This window comes from Rhodohalobacter sp. SW132 (assembly GCF_003390325.1).
Classification (GTDB): Bacteria; Bacteroidota; Rhodothermia; order Balneolales; family Balneolaceae; genus SW132.
Genome location: NZ_QUOK01000012.1, coordinates 103,561 through 121,091 on the forward strand (window position 1 = coordinate 103,561; position 17,531 = coordinate 121,091).

At 44.1% G+C, this 17,531-nt stretch carries 18 protein-coding genes; 14 read left to right on the top strand and 4 right to left on the bottom strand.

Annotated elements, in window-relative coordinates:
- Positions 1 to 139: 139 nt before the first annotated feature.
- Positions 140 to 436: a hypothetical protein gene (locus tag DYD21_RS18305; RefSeq protein ID WP_116038456.1), complete on the bottom strand. Its 297-nt coding sequence runs from the start codon at positions 434 to 436 to the stop codon at positions 140 to 142.
- A gap of 161 nt (positions 437 to 597) precedes the next feature.
- On the opposite strand from DYD21_RS18305, the gene arsD reads away from it, so the two are divergent.
- The 3 genes from arsD to DYD21_RS18320 all read left to right on the top strand — a co-directional run bounded on the left by arsD (position 598) and on the right by DYD21_RS18320 (position 3,741).
- Complete coding sequence (gene arsD, locus DYD21_RS18310) at positions 598 to 1,197, top strand: arsenite efflux transporter metallochaperone ArsD (RefSeq protein ID WP_116038457.1); 600 nt, start codon at positions 598 to 600, stop codon at positions 1,195 to 1,197.
- A gap of 90 nt (positions 1,198 to 1,287) precedes the next feature.
- On the top strand, positions 1,288 to 3,072 hold the full coding sequence (arsA, locus tag DYD21_RS18315) for an arsenical pump-driving ATPase (protein ID WP_116038458.1): 1,785 nt from the start codon (positions 1,288 to 1,290) through the stop codon (positions 3,070 to 3,072).
- A gap of 60 nt (positions 3,073 to 3,132) precedes the next feature.
- Positions 3,133 to 3,741, top strand: coding sequence for a protein-tyrosine-phosphatase (locus tag DYD21_RS18320; protein ID WP_116038459.1), 609 nt, complete (start codon positions 3,133 to 3,135; stop codon positions 3,739 to 3,741).
- Positions 3,742 to 3,798: 57 nt separating this feature from the next.
- Here the strand turns inward: DYD21_RS18320 and DYD21_RS18325 are convergent, their stop codons facing one another.
- Positions 3,799 to 4,302: a hypothetical protein gene (locus DYD21_RS18325; RefSeq protein WP_116038460.1), complete on the bottom strand. Its 504-nt coding sequence runs from the start codon at positions 4,300 to 4,302 to the stop codon at positions 3,799 to 3,801.
- Positions 4,303 to 4,426: 124 nt separating this feature from the next.
- On the bottom strand, positions 4,427 to 4,786 hold the full coding sequence (locus tag DYD21_RS18330) for a hypothetical protein (RefSeq protein WP_116038461.1): 360 nt from the start codon (positions 4,784 to 4,786) through the stop codon (positions 4,427 to 4,429).
- Positions 4,787 to 5,077: 291 nt separating this feature from the next.
- Between DYD21_RS18330 and DYD21_RS18335 the strand changes: the two genes are divergently transcribed.
- The 8 genes from DYD21_RS18335 (at position 5,078) to DYD21_RS18370 (ending at position 14,398) form a co-directional block, all read left to right on the top strand.
- Positions 5,078 to 5,845, top strand: coding sequence for a M90 family metallopeptidase (locus tag DYD21_RS18335; protein ID WP_116038462.1), 768 nt, complete (start codon positions 5,078 to 5,080; stop codon positions 5,843 to 5,845).
- A gap of 272 nt (positions 5,846 to 6,117) precedes the next feature.
- A complete protein-coding gene (locus tag DYD21_RS18340) occupies positions 6,118 to 7,230 on the top strand; it encodes a hypothetical protein (RefSeq protein ID WP_116038463.1) in 1,113 nt (370 codons plus the stop codon).
- A gap of 623 nt (positions 7,231 to 7,853) precedes the next feature.
- Positions 7,854 to 8,975 (top strand): phosphate ABC transporter substrate-binding protein PstS, encoded by a 1,122-nt coding sequence (gene pstS, locus DYD21_RS18345; protein WP_199535605.1) that lies wholly within the window; start codon positions 7,854 to 7,856, stop codon positions 8,973 to 8,975.
- 77 nt (positions 8,976 to 9,052) lie between these two features.
- Entirely contained in the window at positions 9,053 to 10,054 is a 1,002-nt protein-coding gene (gene pstC, locus DYD21_RS18350; protein ID WP_116038464.1) for a phosphate ABC transporter permease subunit PstC, read from the top strand.
- Positions 10,051 to 10,920, top strand: a complete 870-nt coding sequence (pstA, locus tag DYD21_RS18355) for a phosphate ABC transporter permease PstA (protein WP_116038465.1) — start codon at positions 10,051 to 10,053, stop codon at positions 10,918 to 10,920. The genes pstC and pstA overlap by 4 nt, the downstream gene beginning before the upstream one ends.
- A gap of 71 nt (positions 10,921 to 10,991) precedes the next feature.
- The gene (pstB, locus tag DYD21_RS18360) at positions 10,992 to 11,750 is read left to right on the top strand and encodes a phosphate ABC transporter ATP-binding protein PstB (RefSeq protein ID WP_116038466.1); all 759 of its coding nucleotides are present in this window, start codon (positions 10,992 to 10,994) and stop codon (positions 11,748 to 11,750) included.
- 43 nt (positions 11,751 to 11,793) lie between these two features.
- Complete coding sequence (gene phoU / locus DYD21_RS18365) at positions 11,794 to 12,444, top strand: phosphate signaling complex protein PhoU (protein WP_116038467.1); 651 nt, start codon at positions 11,794 to 11,796, stop codon at positions 12,442 to 12,444.
- 208 nt (positions 12,445 to 12,652) lie between these two features.
- The gene (locus DYD21_RS18370; protein WP_116038468.1) at positions 12,653 to 14,398 is read left to right on the top strand and encodes a Na/Pi cotransporter family protein; all 1,746 of its coding nucleotides are present in this window, start codon (positions 12,653 to 12,655) and stop codon (positions 14,396 to 14,398) included.
- Positions 14,399 to 14,448: 50 nt separating this feature from the next.
- On the opposite strand, the gene DYD21_RS18375 is transcribed toward DYD21_RS18370, so the two are convergent.
- Positions 14,449 to 15,186 carry an NYN domain-containing protein gene (locus DYD21_RS18375; protein ID WP_116038469.1) on the bottom strand — a complete coding sequence of 246 codons (738 nt, stop codon included), beginning with the start codon at positions 15,184 to 15,186 and terminating at the stop codon, positions 14,449 to 14,451.
- Positions 15,187 to 15,696: 510 nt separating this feature from the next.
- On the opposite strand from DYD21_RS18375, the gene DYD21_RS21260 reads away from it, so the two are divergent.
- From DYD21_RS21260 to DYD21_RS18385, 3 genes are all read left to right on the top strand, one after another.
- Entirely contained in the window at positions 15,697 to 15,873 is a 177-nt protein-coding gene (locus DYD21_RS21260; RefSeq protein WP_199535606.1) for a hypothetical protein, read from the top strand.
- Positions 15,874 to 16,150: 277 nt separating this feature from the next.
- Positions 16,151 to 16,372: a cold-shock protein gene (locus DYD21_RS18380; protein ID WP_116038470.1), complete on the top strand. Its 222-nt coding sequence runs from the start codon at positions 16,151 to 16,153 to the stop codon at positions 16,370 to 16,372.
- Between the two features lie 528 nt (positions 16,373 to 16,900).
- The gene (locus DYD21_RS18385) at positions 16,901 to 17,500 is read left to right on the top strand and encodes a hypothetical protein (RefSeq protein ID WP_116038471.1); all 600 of its coding nucleotides are present in this window, start codon (positions 16,901 to 16,903) and stop codon (positions 17,498 to 17,500) included.
- Positions 17,501 to 17,531: the final 31 nt, after the last annotated feature.

The window sequence follows — 17,531 nt, forward strand, 5'->3', positions numbered from 1 at the left end:
GTAAGACGGCTGGCATAACGAGATCTTCAGGAGAAATCCGCTCCCCTGCCTACTCATCCGATAACTGCACGACATTTTTATCGATGAGCAAAATCAGGCCCACCTTTTAAACCTACTGAATATCCGTTTTCGGATGGCCTTATCCCTGTGTGAGAAGTATTATACTGTCTTGTAAAGCACCAATGGAATGGGATACATTTGCAGGAATGTTAACCTCCTCATGATGCTTCAGGCGTATATCTTTTTTATCCAGATGGTAGATTACATCTCCTTCAAGTACCAATAATTTTGTGGGATGTTTGGCTGTATGATCCTCCAGTTTCATTCCCTTATTAAAACCAAAAATCAAGACTTTAAATTTGTCACCAGTATGGAATGACTTGGCTACAGGATGTTTGGACGTTTTAAGCTGTTCTTTAATCTCTTTAATGGTCATGATTGGGTATATTTTTGAACGATTGACGGAGACTTTGTTCAATCATTATATAATTAAAACTCCTGAAACCAAAGATTAGCCGGAATAAAACTTCAGCTTGAGTACCGGGTTAATTAATCGTAAATTTACGATATAATAAATCTTGATAACAAAAGAACAACATGAACAACAAAACAGCTGTATCCACACGAATTGATATTTATGACCCCGCAATGTGCTGCAGCACCGGCGTTTGCGGTCCTGATGTGGACGATTCGCTTACTGATTTTGCAAATGATGTGAAATGGATGAAAGTACAGGGTATTGAGGTAAATCGCTTTAACCTGGGGCAGGAACCAGAAGCGTTCAAATCAAACCCTGAAGTTCTGACCCGTTTAAAAAGTTCCGGGTCTGATATTTTGCCGATTATTTTTGTAAACGGAGAGATGGTATCCGAAGGCGGATATCCTGACCGCCAGCAGCTGATGGAGTGGCTTTCAGATTCTCCAAAACAATCTCAAAATGGAGCGGCTCAATCCTCACCCGGAACGGATCAGATTTTAAATAATCTGGAAGCGGCAGTTACCGATGGCAATGAAATACAGGTGCGGGCGATATTCCATCAGGGAGAATCTTCAGGGGTTTCTATTCAGGAAATGGTTCAGGCGATGCAGGCGGGAATCAACAATCGTCAGCGAATCACAGAATCCACACTTCAAACCGCACATGAACTGCTGGGCGTACAAGGTTCAGGGTGCACTCCTGGTGGCGGCTGTTGCTAAATCTCTCTTCTGGCAAGACCTCCAAGGTTTTCAAAACCTTGGAGATCTGAATCCTGGAGGTCTGAAATTGTCGAACGAATATTCAATCTCATGAAATTACCCGAAATCACACCCTATATCTTTTTCACCGGCAAAGGCGGAGTGGGCAAAACATCCCTTGCCAGTGCAACGGCGGTTAAGCTGGTCGATGAAGGGAAATCTGTACTGCTCATAAGTACGGATCCCGCATCCAATCTGAAAGAAGTTCTGGAGAGCAATATCACCGAAAAGATTACGGAAGTAAACGGTGTGCCAAACCTGCACGCTGTAAATATTGATCCGGAGCTTTCTGCTGAGGAGTATCGCAACCGGGTAATTTCTCCCATGGAGGATATTCTGCCGGAACACGAGATTGAAAAGATCAGGGAGGAGCTCTCTGGTGCCTGTACCACAGAGATCGCCGCGTTTGATGAATTTGCCCGCTACGTAGCTGGGAATGAGGAGGAAGAGCCGTATGACATCATTATTTTTGATACAGCTCCCACCGGTCACACACTTCGTCTGCTCGAACTGCCTGCCGCCTGGAGTGATTTTATAGAAACAAATCCCGATGGAGCATCCTGTATTGGACCGTCATCTGCGCTGAAAACGAGCCAGGAACGGTATCAAAAAGTGGTGGAACGTTTGAAGGATAAGGATGCCACAACAATTTATCTTGTAACGCGGCCTGATGAATCAGCGTTAAGAGAAGCGAACCGGTCCGGATCAGAACTGGAAGAGATGGGGCTTGCTCATCAGATTCTGCTGATCAACGGTTATTTTGAGCCGGTGGATGAGTCTGACCCGTTTGCCCAAAAAATGAAAGAGATGGCGGACCGGACACTGGAAAATATGCCGGACCGACTCAAGCAGATGGATCAGCTGGTATTTCCGCTGCGTCCGTATAATCTGCTGGGCCTGGACCGGCTGAGAAAAGTTTTTGAACCTCTGGACAGAACAGAAATCAAAGAGAATAGCCAGTCTGTTTTAACGGAAGAACGGGAGAGCAACCTGCCCGATCTGGATCAGCTTGTAGAGGATCTGATTGCTGAAAACGATCACGGCCTGGTGATGACGATGGGTAAAGGCGGTGTAGGAAAAACGACCGTGGCTGCTGCCGTGGCGCTGAAACTGGCTCAAAAAGGGTACCCCGTACATCTTACCACAACCGATCCGGCGGCCCATCTTCAGGATCACATTGGTGAAATGGAACTGCCTGAAAATCTGGACCTCGACCGCATCGATCCGGACGCCGAGAAATTGTCATACATCGAAAAAGTTTTAAAGCAGAAAGGAAAAGGCAAAACAGATGAAGAACTGAAACTCCTGCGGGAAGACCTGGAGTCACCCTGTACGGAAGAAGTTGCGGTTTTCCACGCCTTTTCAAAAGCAATCCATCAAGCCAAACGAAAATTTGTGGTGATGGATACGGCGCCAACCGGTCACACATTGATGCTGCTTGATACCACGGGAAGCTATCATAAAGAGGTATTGCGGAACAGTAATATGGCAGCAGGCAAACTGAAAACACCCTACATGTACTTGCAGGATCCGGAGTATTCCAAGCTGCTTATTGTGGCACTGCCGGAAACTACGCCCATCAGTGAGGCGGCGAAACTGCAGGATGATCTGCGCCGATCGGGAATTGAACCGTATGCATGGATCGCCAACCAGAGTATGTCGGCCGCAAATGTAACGGATCCACTTCTGAAACAGCGTGCAGCTGAAGAGGTCCCGCTGCTGAAAAAAATTGAAGAGGAACATGCCAGCCGGCTTTACAGCATCCCGTGGATTGTAGAAGAGCGGGTATTGGAATCCCTGGTCCGTGATCCGGAAATTTCACAGCCAGCAGTTTAAAAATTGGAATTCTAAATTTAGTTCTAAAACCAAACGATCAAACAGAAGCTATTAAAATTTATGAACCGGGAACTTCAAATCTTTATCCAGGAAATCGAAACCGAAATCTCTCAAATCGCTGAAGAGAGAAAAAAAGTGCTGGACGAGATTTCCGGTTATGTCCGAGAAAAAGTTAGGAAGGACGAACCTGCAAAACTGACGTTCATTTGCACACACAACAGTCGCCGCAGCACGATGGGTCAGATCTGGGCCGCTTCGATGGCGCACCATTACGGTTTAAAACGGGTGGAAACCTTTTCCGGAGGAACAGAAACCACGGCGTTCAATCCACGGGCGGTTGCTGCAGTGGAGCGGGCCGGATTTACGGTAAAAAATAATGACGGAAAGAATCCACATTATCGTGTCTATTTTTCGGAGGATGCTGAACCATTGGAGTGTTTTTCCAAAACCTACGATGATCCGTTCAACCCCCAAAAAGAGTTTGCTGCAGTGATGACCTGTTCTGATGCGGATCAAAACTGTCCGTTTATTCCCGGCGCAGAAAAACGGATATCGGTGCCCTACAGAGATCCAAAGGAATCGGATGGTACAGGTAAGGAGAAAGAGATTTATGATGAGCGTTGCCGACAGATTGCCACGGAGATGGCGTATGTGATGAACCGGGTGTGAGGTTTGAAATAAGCTCCGGTTCAATTTTTCTTTGAACCGGATCTATTACGGGTTCATTTACACTTCAACCACTACTTCTTCAGCGGTCAAATTGGACCGTATGTTTTTAATCCATCGTTCGGTAACACGCTCTTCATCACCAAACGTAAATCCCTCTTTTCCTTCAAAAATAGGAAGGTTTAGTTTTCGGGTTTGGCTTTTTTTCAACACGATCTGGATTCCAATGATCAGAATCTGAGACTCTGAGCCGTCATCAGCCCGCTTCTTTTGTTGATGCTTATAAAAAGAGCAGCTTTGAATATCATCCAGCCCAATGAGGGTATCATTTCCACTTTTAAGGTGTAAGAACATGCGGTTGGGAATGTCTATTCCGATTGCGGTTCCATCTCTTAAAATTTCCGATGTATCAAACTTCAGGCCGTAATTTCGTGCTGCGTTTTCGAATACATTGCGTGTTTTGCTCTGCTTTCGCCACTGCGAAAATTGGTGCATCCCAATGGGTATGAAAAATGTAGAAAGTGCAGTGATACCAATCAGAATTGATGTTAAATCGATGTCCATCTCTATATAAATTTAAAGTCATAGGTAAACAGATTTCACGATGGCCGTTTATCGTATCAACCGGGAGGGGAAATCTGCGTTTTAAATTGTGTCTGTTCGGGTGTTCATAACCCGTGAGAAGGATCTACAGATGAGAATGGAAGGGAAAGATGAGGTTGCGGACGGACTGACTGCTTTCGAAAAGCGAAGCCCGGATCAAATATTGAAATTGAGCAGAATACTTGTTTTTATTGGATGCCCAATCAGCAGAAATGGATGACCTGGGATCGATTTCAGATCGAACCTCAGATAGAGTTTCGGCGATGAACAACGCCGGATATTTAGTGCGGGAAATTGCAGAATCCTGATCACCCGTTAGGGAGGAATCAGAGTAAGTGTATCTCGATTCTTCTGTTTCTGAACTATGTAAATCTGTTCCATAAAGAAAAGATCCGCTCAGCCCGAGAAGGCAAAAAAGCACAGATATGTTCAGAATTTTGTTCATGTTTAAAAGTTACGGAGATTTTTGCATTAAGTTTCTGTTCAATTTATTGAAGAGTCTCAGATGCAGTGACAGCCATGTTGGATGAGGGTCTTCACCGGATGAATTCGCTTCATCCGGTGAATTGCCCGACCTTTGCATTAATCATTATATAATCTGATAGAATAAGATTTAGCCCTGTCGACTCATCCGATGACGTGAAGTCAGCGGATGAGGATATTTCCTTAATACAAAATATGAGCGTTAACAAGACACTAATTGTGATTATAAATTCATAAATTCTGCAAAAACCGCATGCCCTTTATCCGAACGTTTAAACGCTACCTTGCCGGCCGTAAGGATTTTCCCGATGAGTATGAGAGAATTCTTTACAGCAGAGTGCGTGTCTGGAGCCGTCTGAACAGCCGCAGAAAAGAGCTGCTCAAAGAGAGAATGAAGATTTTTATGGATGAAAAAATCTTCGAAGAGTGCGGAGGATTGAAGCTCACAACCGAAATGAAGGTGGTTATTTCGGCATACGCCTGTGTGCTGATTCTGGAGGAGTCGTCGGATTTCTACCCCGGCCTGCAGTCGATCCTGGTCTACCCGGATGATTACGTAGCTCCGGTTTATGAACATAACCCCGGCGGTGTGATTACCGAGGGAAATGAACGGCGGCAGGGAGAATCGTGGGACAGCGGCAACGTTGTGCTCTCGTGGGCCGATATCGAACGAACCACAATGTCTGATGGAAACAACCAAAACCTGGTCGTGCACGAATTTTCCCATCAGCTGGATCTGCAGTACGGTCTTTCAGGGGGCATAACACTTGAAGGAGAGGTGCTGAAGGGTGGAGACGAGTGGACCGAAGAGTTAGCAAAAACGTACAGGAAACTGGTGGATCTTGAACGATTTGGCCGTGAAGATGATCTCCTTGATATTTACGGGGCAACAAATCCATCGGAATGCTTTGCCGTAATTATGGAGGCTTTCCTTGAAGCACCGCGAGATCTGTCGATAAAGTATTCCCGTCTATACCGCATGCTGAGTGATTTTTTCAAGATGGATCCGGAGCGGTGGTGAGCCAATTTCTAAGAACGCGTTTTCTATCTGTTTCGGGTATGATCCCTGGGATGCGAATTCAGTTGTTAACATTTAGATAATATTAACGGTGATTTCTTAACATATATTTAACGCAATTTAAAAGATCAGCAAAACGGCATCTGATTCTAAGCAGGTTTGTATTACGCATTGCTATATGGAGCAGACCCAGAGAAATTTCCTGTTTCACCGTCATACTGGATTCAGTTCTCAATAATCATTAAACATATACTCGAGCAGCCAAGTTATAGACTATGAATCTCTTTCCTGTAAAAGTTATATCCTCCTCTTATAAAGCCAGTGAACTTTATGAAGTCCACTCTGTTTTACACAAGTTACTGTTGGTGCTATTCATAAGCGGTACGATAGCAGCTACAGCTGATGCCCGTCAAATTTCAGATAAAGGGAGTTTGAGCGGCCTGCTCTACAGTGATTTTTATTGGATTGTCAACAATCATAACGAAGATCTGGAGGGTGAGAATGGATTTTGGGCCCGGCGTGTCTATCTCACCTATGATAACAACTTTTCGCAACATGTTTCCGCTCGGTTTCGCCTTGAAATGAATAGTCCGGGTGATTTTTCAACAAATCAGAAGCTGGAGCCATATGTAAAAGACCTGTACCTGGACTGGGCAATAAATCAGAATCACTCTCTGATTGCCGGCCTGTCGTCGACACCAACCTGGGCACTGGTCGAAAGTGTATGGGGATACAGATCTGTGGAAAAAAGCCCCTCTGATTTGCACAAATTAGGAAGTTCAAGAGATTTTGGACTTGCCCTGAAAGGAGAGTTTGGCGATAGAGGTAACCTGAAATATCATGCCATGATTGGAAACGGCAGCGGAACAGGTTCCGAAACAAACAAATGGAAAAAATATATGCTCTCGTTAGGCTGGTGGCTTAGCGATAACCTGGTTGTGGAAGTGTATGGTGAATACAACCGTACAAGTGAAACAACTACCCGCAGTGCAGTTCACGGATTTCTGGGATATGTATCTGATAATCTTAATGCAGGTGCCATGTACGTTGCCCAGAATATTACGGTGGATTTAGTGGGGATCAGTAACAATACCGAAACCATTGATGTTGCTTCTATCTTTGCTAACCTTAAACTGGCTGACAAATGGACGGCACTCCTTCGGGCTGATCGTATGTTTACGGCAAACCCAAGAGGCCCCACCATTGATTACATTCCTTTTAGTGACCAGGCAGAATCAACATTTCTGTTATTTGGTGTAGATTTTGAGCCGGTTCGCAATGTGCATGTAATACCCAACATCGAAACTATTTTTTATGGTGAGGCACCGGATGGTACCACACCCAATTCTGATCTTATCTTTCGAACGACTCTCTCATACAGATTTTGACCTGAGTACTTTTTTATATCGCCCTCCAAATATCGATTGGGCGCATATGAAGAATTGTCTTGCAGAGTTGCGGACCGTTTAAGAACTCTCCTGCCAGTGCTTACCTGGTCCCGGCCTGTCCCGAGCTTTGACTCGGGGTGTATTTTTCCGGAGAGGGGAGGCTGTGTGAGCATTGAGCGAAACACGTTAGGTTGTTCACATCTTCCAGTAGGGATGGCCTTGGCATAGCTACTTGCCGCCTGCCCGATTATTTCGGGAACACCTAAAAGTATGAGGCTATGGTAATTGTTGTAATCTCATAATTACGCTCTATCCACTCACAATAGAATAGAGCCATAAAAACTCAGAGTTGACCAAAAGTTATGGACTCTAAGTTGATACCCCGGTGATTCTGCATCGGGGAAGTTCATAGCTAATAAAGAACCTTACGAGCACGTCGTGCAATTTGTACTGAAAAATTGAATATGTCGATTAACGTGTCTCAGCCCAATACAACTTTCAAGAAATAGTTAGATAACAGTTTGTTAATAGTTTGGTAACACAACCTGTTTAGCTTGGTGGACTTAGATTCATTACATAATGAATCAAAATCACAGAGTTTCGCTCAAATTAACATACCAAACATGAATAGTTCACGATTTTTTTTATTACTCCTCATTGGCGCGTTTCTTATGCTTTCCTGCGGAGGGAACGGTGACCATACTCCATCAGCGGATCGCGTTAACATTTTGGGAGCGGGGGCCACATTCCCCGCACCATTGATTACCGCCATGGCAGATGACTACAGAGATATTACCAACAGGCGGGTAACTGTGAACTATCAGTCCATCGGTTCGGGTGGCGGAATTCGGCAGTTTATGGAACAGACTGTAATGTTCGGGATGAGCGAAGCATTTTTGTCAGAGGATGTTATGGCAGGTATCGAAAGTCAAACAGGCGGGCGTGCATTTAATCTGCCCATAACGCTGGCAGATGTTGTGCCGACATACAATCTTCCCGGTATTGAAAAGGGATTGGTATTTAACGGTGATGTGCTGGTTGGGATATTCCTGGGTGAAATCACGCGGTGGAATGCTCCCGAAATTGCTGAACTAAATCCGGATGTTGATCTTCCAAATCGCAGCATCACAGTGGTTCATCGCTCCGATGGCTCCGGCACAACTAACGTATGGACAAGTTACCTCAGCCGTGTTTCCGACAGATGGAGAGAGAGGGTTGGGTTTGCAACCAGCGTGAACTGGCCGACGGGGATTGGCGGTAATGGAAACGAAGGCGTAGCGGGAGCCGTATTGAACACTCCCGGCGCAATAGGATACAACAGCTTGTCTTACGCCATTCTAAACGACATGTCATACGGTTATTTAATGAATAGTTCCGGCAATGTAATTGAGCCGAGCTTTGAAGCCACAACTGAGGCGGCTAATATCGAACTCCCCGATGATACCCGGATTCTGTTTACAAATACACCGGCTGAAAATGGATATCCTATTGCCGGGTTCGCCTGGATGCTGGTGTATGAAAATATGGATCAAAACAACGCAATCAGCAATCGAAATGAGGCGGAAGAGCTGCTGAATTTTATCATCTGGAGCATTACCGATGGTCAGGAGATTTCAGAGTCACTCGGTTTTGCAAAAATTCCGGATACAGCCCATGAAAAAAATATTGCGATGATCCGGCAAATAAAATGGGACGGTGATGAAATCGGTGCAGAGATTTTGCGAGACCAGGGGATGATAGATTAGAGTCAGGTCAATTGCATGACCTCCATTGATAATCTGATAAATAGTTGAAAATATGTATTTGAAGAAATTAGCCGCTAATGGATCCTGAAAATTCGCAGTTAAGTAAAAAGAGAAGTTTCAGAGAAACGTACGTTGACGCTCTCTACAAGTGGCTGGGTGACAGAGTATTTACTACTGTAGTGGTTGGCTTGGGTATAACAATCATACTGATTACACTTGGTATGGCTCTTGTTCTGTACCTTGAGGGTAGCGATGCTCTGGGTGAATTCGGTCTGTTCGGATTTATTCAGGGCACCACGTGGGACCCCGCCGTCCAGCTCCTGTTTGGCGCCTGGCCGTTTATGTTTGGAACACTGGTCACCAGCGTTTTAGCACTGGCAATCTCGTTTTTTCCGGCAATAGCGGTTGCCATCTTCTCAGCTGAATATGCGGCCGGATGGCTCGCCGAAATTATTGATAACCTGATCAAGCTGATTGCAGCAATCCCGAGTGTGGTGATAGGAATCTGGGGAATATTTATACTCGCCCCCTGGCTCAGGGATACTATTTACGAACCGATTTACTTCTGGACGGAAACCAACTACCCGGACATGCTGCATATCCTTGGAAACCCAATGGGTTATGGGATGGCAACCGCAACGATTGTGCTTTCGTTGATGATTTTGCCCTACACAACCGCTTTGGCAAAGGATGCCATCAAGGCAGTGCCTAAAGATCAAAGAGAGGCTTCCTGGGCGCTGGGTTCCACAAGATGGGAGGTGATCAGAATGGCAGTTATTCCCTACGCACGTGGCGGAATCATGGCTGGTGCAATTCTCTCCTTAGGCCGGGCAATCGGTGAAACAATGGCGGTGGCGATGTTAATCGGAAATAAAAATACCCTTCCATTTTCGGTATTCGGTGCCGGCGCAACCATGCCGTCGGTAATTGTAAACGAGTTTAGAGAAGCGGTGGAAAGCCTTCACCTTTCAAGCCTGATGGCAATCGGATTTGTACTCTTCCTGATTGCCCTCATCGTTAATCTGACAGCGGCCTACATTCAACGCAGGCTTTCAATTGATGGGGGACAGGTTATATGAAAAGCCTGAAACGCAGGAAGATTCATGACCGCATCATGGTGGGGCTTCTCAGCCTCTCAACCATAGTTGTACTTTTGCCACTGGTAATAATAATCGTCCACGTTTTTGTGGAAGGATTCAGCGCACTCAGCTACGATTTTTTTACAGAAGAGCTGGGCTCCCCATCAAGAGCGATCCAGGGTCGTCCAACCGGGCTGGTGCACACTATTATTGGTACAATTGTTGTTGATTCGATGGCTCTGTTCATTGCCGTTCCGGTAGGTATCGGGGCTGGGATGATGCTGAGTGAATATCCCGAGCATTTGTTAAATCCATCTCTTCGAATAATGAACGACACGCTGAATGGTATGCCGGCTATTTTGAAAGGGCTGTTTATATTCGTCCTTATCGTTAAACCGATGGGGACATTTTCCGGTATAGCGGGTAGTGTGGCTCTCGCAGTGGTGATGCTTCCCATAATTGCGCGAACTACAGAAAGCGCACTTCAAGCCATACCATGGACAATACGCGAAGCTGGACTAGCTTTGGGAATACCACGCTGGCGGGTTGTGCTCTCCACCGTGATGCCTACGGCAAAAGCGGGTTTGATAACCGGTGTACTGCTTGCATTTGCTCGGGCGGCAGGAGAAGCGGCTCCGCTTCTGTTTACATCTTTCGGTGACAATTACCTACCTAACAGCTGGCTGGGATTTATATTCAGCCCAACGGATACACTTCCACAACGACTTTACAGCCTGGCAATCAGTCCATACGAGCAATGGCACAGCATGGGTTGGGCTGCAGCTATTGTTTTGTTTATGCTGGTTATTTTCACATTTATCATTGCGCGGCTGCTGGCTCGTGATAAATTCAGAAAACAGGCTTAATCAATGAATGTCATGTTCTTAGGGAATAAAGAATTGGATTATAAAACTATACAAAAGGTGATGAATCAGATATGAGTTCAAAGTTAGAGACGAAAAATTTAACCGTAAAATATGGCGATGTCTTCGGGGTTGAAGGGATTTCACTTGCAGCTGCGAACCATTCAGTGACAGCATTGATCGGGCCTTCAGGTTGCGGAAAAACTACATATTTGAGAGCGTTGAACAGAATGCACGATCTTACCCGCGAAGCAAAAGTGGAGGGGGAAGTGCTTTTTGAGGGCAAAAATATCTATGATGAGGATGTAAACCCGGTAACGGTACGGCGCAAAATCGGGATGGTTTTTCAGAAACCTACCCCGTTTCCTACGATGTCGATTTATGACAATGTAGTTGCCGGGCTCAAACTTGTGGGAATAAAAAACAAGGCCCATCTTGAGGAAGTCTGTGAAAAAGCTCTAAGGCAGGCCGCGCTTTTCGAAGAAGTAAAAGACCGCCTCAACACAGCGGCAGTTAGCCTGTCAGGTGGACAGCAGCAACGCCTTTCAATCGCACGGGCACTTGCCGTGGAACCAGAGGTGCTTTTGATGGATGAGCCAACAAGTTCGTTAGATCCACAGGCAACCCTGAGAATTGAAGAGCTGATTCAAAGCCTGAAAAAAGATGTGACCATCATCATTATTACACATAATATGCAGCAAGCTGCCCGGGTTTCCGATAAAACGGCTTTCTTTTATGAAGGAAATCTTATTGAAGTAGGCAACACGAAAACAATTTTTACAAGCCCTGAAAAAAAACAGACTGAAGATTATATTACCGGAAAGTTTGGTTAATGAATTTTTTGAAGAGAGTAATTAACATTAAACAAAGAATAAAATGACGACTGCAATACAGGAAAACCTTTTAAAACTTCATAGCAAACTGAATCGTATGTCAGAATTGGTTCTGGAGGCTGTGAATGAATCCGTCGATTCTTTATTGGATAAAGATGTTGAAAAAGCCAAACGGATCAAGAAAGGCGATAAACAAATAAATAGTATTCGATGGGAGATTGAGGAAGACTGCATCAATTTGATTGCCACGCAGCAGCCTGTTGCGTCTGACTTGCGCGAGCTGATCGCACTATTATATATCATTACAGAACTGGAACGAATCGGCGATTATGCGGCCGGTATCGCAAAGCTTACCATTGTTATGGGTGATGAACCTCACATTAAGCCTTTGATCGACATTCCAAGAATGAGAGATATTGCTGTTGAAATGATTGAAAGCTCAATGGAGGCTTACATAGATAAAGATGAGAGAGCAGCTCGTGCGATTCATATACAGGATGATGCTATTGATGATCTGTATAAACAGGTAAACAGAGAACTCATATCGTTTATGATTGAAAACCCTTCAACGATCACACGATGCACCTATCTTGTCTGGATAGCCCATAATATTGAAAGAATGGGAGATCGGGTAACCAATATTTGCGAACGGATCATTTATCTTGCAACCGGAGAGCGCGCGGACGATCTTTGAAAACGGTTTCGTCTGTTTTCCGGATTTTCTATTCATAGATATGTTCTGAGCATCCGTACTCTTATCTACTTAAAAAAGCCTATTTCGATAGCTTTTTAGCAGTAATTAATCCATTCCAATTCTCTAATACGTGAAGAAATAGTATATTGTGCGCTTAAATGCATTTTAAAAATGTTAACTACATATTAACATACTGTAAAGTGGCTGCATGAATTACACGTTTTTTGATTTTCTACAGCTGGTTGGCTCGCTCGGGATATTTATTTATGGGATGAAAATTTTCAGCGACGGCCTGCAAAAGGTCGCAGGTGGGAAGCTCCGCGCAATCCTTAAAGGGATGACCACCACCAGGCTTCGGGGCATTATTACGGGCTTTGGGGCAACTACAGTAACTCAATCATCTACCACTACAACTGTGATGGTGGTTAGTTTCGTAAATGCCGGACTGATTACCTTTATCGAATCCACAGGCGTGATTATGGGGGCCAATATCGGTACCACCGTCACTGCGTGGATGGTCTCGATTTTTGGGTTTAAGATGCAAATAACGCCCATTGCGATTGCCATGATTGGAATCTTTTTCCCCTTCATGTTTTTTGGTCGGGAAAAATTCCGGAATCTTGCAGAAGCGATGATCGGGTTCGGTATTCTGTTTATTGGATTGGAATTTATCAAGAATGCTGTTCCAAACATTGATGATAATCCCGAAATGTTTATGTTCCTCGACGGGTTTACGGAATTCGGGTTTCTTTCGATTCTGATTTTTGTCCTGGCAGGAACAGTCCTTACACTGCTTACGCAATCTTCCTCAGCAGCAACGGCAATTACACTGGTAATGCTTTTCCAGGGGTGGATCGATTTCCCGATTGCTGCAGCTATGATCCTGGGTGAAAATATTGGCACGACGGTTACGGCGAATATAGCGGCTATCATCGGTAATGTTCACGCAAAACGCGCTGCCCGTTTCCATTTAATTTTCAATCTATTCGGTGTGATATGGATGCTTATTGTCCTGCAGCCGTTTCTTGTGGGCATTGATAACATTATGAGCTTCTTTGCACCGGAAGCCGGTTCCGTTTTTGAGGCGGCGGATGAAATTGGACGCGCAAACGCAACGCTGGCTCTGTCGCTATTTCATACCACATTTAATGTGCTTAACGTTCTTATACTTTTTGCATTCGTACCGCGCATTATTTCGCTTGTAGAAAAAGTTCAGAAGGAGTCAAAAACTTCGGATGACAAATTCCGGCTTCAGTACATTTCATCCGGTATGATGTCATCTCCGGAAATGTCGATCGAGCAGGCACGAAAAGAGATTGAACTATTTGCGAAACTGATAGATAAGATGCATTTCAGCTTCCAGGGACTCTTTTATAAAAAACAGAAGAAGCATGAGAAATTCCTGAAGAAAATTAAAAAACGGGAGCAGATTACTGACAATATAGAATTGGAAATTGCTGAATATCTGACGAAAATTTCCAGCTTTAATTTATCAGACAGAGCGACACGGCAAATCCGGGCCATGCACAGTATGATCAACGACCTTGAACGGGTAGGGGATATCTACTTCCAGATGTCGAAAACGTTTGAGCAGATGCAGAATGAGGATATAAAACTGCCGAAAGATGCAGCCAAAGAGATCGGGCAGATGCTCGACCTTCTTCACAATGCAATTCGTCACGTTCGTCACAACCTGGACAAAACAAACGGGGAGTTTGATCTCGATAAAGCGATTATAATTGAGAAAGAGATCAATGATATGCGGGATAAGCTCATGGATCAACATTATAAACGTCTCGAGGAAAACGCATACTCCAACAAAGCAGGATTCATTTACCTTGACTACCTGAACCGGATGGAGAAAATCGGTGATCACCTGTTTAACGTCAGTGAAGCCCTTGCCGGGCGAAAGGTGAAATCAGCCTACTCCCGGGTGATGGAAGATCGCAACTAAAAGATTCTTCAATTGACTGCTCTGCACATTATCGTTGAAAAGGCGTCGGGCTACAATCGTTTATCTTTAATATAGATCGCTTTTGACTGGCCCTCGCCAACCGATCGCTCTTCGATATCAAAAAGCTTCATCGCTTTCACAAGCTCTCCCAGTTTTTGGAAGCCGTAATTTCTCGGATCAAATCCAGGCGACTGTTTTGCAATGTAGCTCCCGACAGGGGCAAGATGCGCCCAGCCGCTCTCATCCGATGCTGCCTCGATAGCATTTCGAACCAGGTTTACGAGTTTGGTGTCCTGCTTGAGTTCGTTGATCGGTTGTCGCTTCTTATGGGTTTTTTCATCAGGATCATCCTTAAGCACCTCCGTGTAGATGAATTTATCGCACGCCGCAACAAACGGATCGGGTGTTTTCTTCTCGCCAAAACCGTAGACAGTCAGGCCCGATTCGCGAATTCTTGCTGCCAGTTTGGTAAAGTCACTGTCGCTGCTTACCAGGCAAAATCCATCGAATTCACCAGTGTAAAGCAGATCCATTGCGTCGATGATGAGTGCGCTGTCTGTCGCATTTTTCCCCTTGGTATAGCCAAACTGCTGAATCGGCTGGATCGAATGCTGCAATAAAATGTCTTTCCATCCGCGAAGTTGCGGAAGGGTCCAGTCACCATAAATTCGTTTTACATTTGCAGTGCCATATTTGGCAATTTCAGCAAGAAGTTTCTCGGTGATGGATGGCTGGGCATTATCCGCGTCTATGAGTATGGCCAGTTTTTGCGTGTTTTTCGTATCCATACAGAAGTTTGGTTTGCTGTGTGTTTAAGTTTTAAGATGAAATAATGACTGAACAAAAATTCATATTCGTTTCCTGACGATAATGAACTATCAAGAAAAAACCCGAAAGATTCTCTTCAGATAGAAAATCCTGCTATTGTGATACATCTACATACAAAAACAAAACATAGCAGGTTACTCTATCAAACTACCTTTTTTTATGGTAAGTCACTTGTATCAATGCCCGAAGTATACAAAAACAACGGGAGTAACACGGGGGTCCCATCCGAAATTTTAAGAGAACCGGGTGTTGATACCGAAATTATTCCGGTAAGAATCGAAGAATACGCTTCAGAGACTACATTTATGGAAAGCAACTTAATGTTAGGTTGATAATTACCCCGATCATTTTGTATTTATAAGGGATAATTGATTTTATGCAAATGCTTGAAATCACAAATCGGATATATAAATAAGTGGCCTGCCGATGGCCATCTGTACTGAACCCGAAATTTTACAGGAGTATCATTTATGCCCAAGTGTGAACTATACAAAGATGTGAAAGGTGAATGGCGCTGGAGAAGAACAAAGAAAAACGGCGATATTGAAGCCTTTTCAAAGCAAGGTTTCGAAAGTGAGGAGGAGTGCAAAAAGAACGGCAAAGAAGAAGGAAATTGCACGAGCTTTAGAAAAGGTGCCTTTCACTAACCAATTATATTTACAGCTATCGGGATGGGAAAAGGGCGTTAGTATGATCTGGCGCCCTTTTTTACGTAACGACAAGTAAGTGGAACACATGGTGTGAGTCTGCAGCAGTTTCTGAAAAATTTTATTGTTTCATTAGGTATTACGCTGAAAAACCCATATCATAATAATGTTAATTTTAATCCCACCTACGGTACGGTAATTTTTTTGGAAACGACATGGTAACGCCCTTCTTTTCATTAGATGAACACTTAGGTGTATAAATACTATATACAATATTATGAGTAAGCAACAAGGTAAAGTAAAATGGTTCGACGCAGAAAAAGGTTTTGGATTTATTCAACCAGATGAAGGCGGAAAAGACATTTTTGTACACAGAAACAACATCGAGAATCTTGGATTTCAGGAAGGCCTGGAAGACGGTGAAGCTGTTGAATTTAACGTTGAAGAGACACCAAAAGGTCTCAGTGCAACGGACGTAGTAAGCCTGATTTACGAATAGGCCACACATTTTTAATGTGATTTTAAAAGCCCGTGCTGCTCAGCAGTACGGGCTTTTTCTTTTTATGGCTATGTACCGTCAGCATATGTGAGACTGATCAGCTAAATCGCATAACCATAATCCCAACTGGGATATAATTTGGTTTTATCATCCAGCATCTGCTTAAACGTTGCTTTGGTAATCAAATTGATATGGTAATAACACTCCTATACATTATGATGCCAGCACCATAGGTCTCCTGTTGAATCAACCACATCACAAACCTACCCTGTTTTACGCACCGGAAAAAACTGAAAATACATCGAAATGGTTCTCAGAAAAGATTTGATTTAGAATAACTGCCTGATCTCTTTCACGAAAATCTCACTATCTCAGTGAACTTTATAAGATCACTTGAAATGTCTAATGTCCGGCAGAAATAGTTGATAATCCGATTCCCGTTTTGTGCTTCTAATTTCATGCCTACTAACATTTCTTCAAGGCTTTGTTTACATTATACAGCAACCCATAAATTTTATTTCCAGTTTTATGAGTACTGATCTTAATTCCATATCTCCCCGTCGGGCGAAAATTATTGACGTACTTGATGAAGCAGGCGAAGCCCTTCAAATCCGTGAGATTGTAAAGCGAACAGGACTCGATTATGGCAATGCCAGGAGCGCCCTCTCCGAAATGGTAAATATGGACATACTTGTCAGGGTTCACCGCGGGGTTTATGATCTCCCGGAACGCGTTGAGAAAAGAGAACTCGACTCGCCTGATCACCCGATCCAAAAAATTCTTCAAAATCAGCAAATTCTCAAAGTGTTGCTGAACACCATCATCACCAATAAAGCGTTGATGGAAGCTCTTTTACTGGGGCAGCAGGAAATAATTCAGGCACTGCGCACCATCAGCCCCAGCACAGAAAAAGGTGAAGAAACTATAAAAAACCTGGAAGATATATTCGCCAAGCGTGTTGAATGGCATTTTGATGTAGCCGCCGAACAGGTAGCCGCCCAGTATACAAAACTCCCACCCGAGGTATTTGATGTGCTTGTTGCTCCCCTCACCCGCGACAAAGACACCAAGAAAAAAATGGCTGACATCGCCGAAGCATTGAAAAAATCGGACGAGAAAAAAAAATAAGGAAATAAACGATCATCAGGACGAACAAAGT

What these genes read in the sequence shown, in the direction of transcription:
- DYD21_RS18305 (WP_116038456.1), bottom strand. Translation starts at nt 436, where the DNA reads ATGACCATTAAAGAGATTAAAGAACAGCTTAAAACGTCCAAACATCCT.
- arsD (WP_116038457.1), top strand. Translation starts at nt 598, where the DNA reads ATGAACAACAAAACAGCTGTATCCACACGAATTGATATTTATGACCCC.
- arsA (WP_116038458.1), top strand. Translation starts at nt 1,288, where the DNA reads ATGAAATTACCCGAAATCACACCCTATATCTTTTTCACCGGCAAAGGC.
- DYD21_RS18320 (WP_116038459.1), top strand. Translation starts at nt 3,133, where the DNA reads ATGAACCGGGAACTTCAAATCTTTATCCAGGAAATCGAAACCGAAATC.
- DYD21_RS18325 (WP_116038460.1), bottom strand. Translation starts at nt 4,302, where the DNA reads ATGGACATCGATTTAACATCAATTCTGATTGGTATCACTGCACTTTCT.
- DYD21_RS18330 (WP_116038461.1), bottom strand. Translation starts at nt 4,786, where the DNA reads ATGAACAAAATTCTGAACATATCTGTGCTTTTTTGCCTTCTCGGGCTG.
- DYD21_RS18335 (WP_116038462.1), top strand. Translation starts at nt 5,078, where the DNA reads ATGCCCTTTATCCGAACGTTTAAACGCTACCTTGCCGGCCGTAAGGAT.
- DYD21_RS18340 (WP_116038463.1), top strand. Translation starts at nt 6,118, where the DNA reads ATGAATCTCTTTCCTGTAAAAGTTATATCCTCCTCTTATAAAGCCAGT.
- pstS (WP_199535605.1), top strand. Translation starts at nt 7,854, where the DNA reads ATGAATAGTTCACGATTTTTTTTATTACTCCTCATTGGCGCGTTTCTT.
- pstC (WP_116038464.1), top strand. Translation starts at nt 9,053, where the DNA reads ATGGATCCTGAAAATTCGCAGTTAAGTAAAAAGAGAAGTTTCAGAGAA.
- pstA (WP_116038465.1), top strand. Translation starts at nt 10,051, where the DNA reads ATGAAAAGCCTGAAACGCAGGAAGATTCATGACCGCATCATGGTGGGG.
- pstB (WP_116038466.1), top strand. Translation starts at nt 10,992, where the DNA reads ATGAGTTCAAAGTTAGAGACGAAAAATTTAACCGTAAAATATGGCGAT.
- phoU (WP_116038467.1), top strand. Translation starts at nt 11,794, where the DNA reads ATGACGACTGCAATACAGGAAAACCTTTTAAAACTTCATAGCAAACTG.
- DYD21_RS18370 (WP_116038468.1), top strand. Translation starts at nt 12,653, where the DNA reads ATGAATTACACGTTTTTTGATTTTCTACAGCTGGTTGGCTCGCTCGGG.
- DYD21_RS18375 (WP_116038469.1), bottom strand. Translation starts at nt 15,186, where the DNA reads ATGGATACGAAAAACACGCAAAAACTGGCCATACTCATAGACGCGGAT.
- DYD21_RS21260 (WP_199535606.1), top strand. Translation starts at nt 15,697, where the DNA reads ATGCCCAAGTGTGAACTATACAAAGATGTGAAAGGTGAATGGCGCTGG.
- DYD21_RS18380 (WP_116038470.1), top strand. Translation starts at nt 16,151, where the DNA reads ATGAGTAAGCAACAAGGTAAAGTAAAATGGTTCGACGCAGAAAAAGGT.
- DYD21_RS18385 (WP_116038471.1), top strand. Translation starts at nt 16,901, where the DNA reads ATGAGTACTGATCTTAATTCCATATCTCCCCGTCGGGCGAAAATTATT.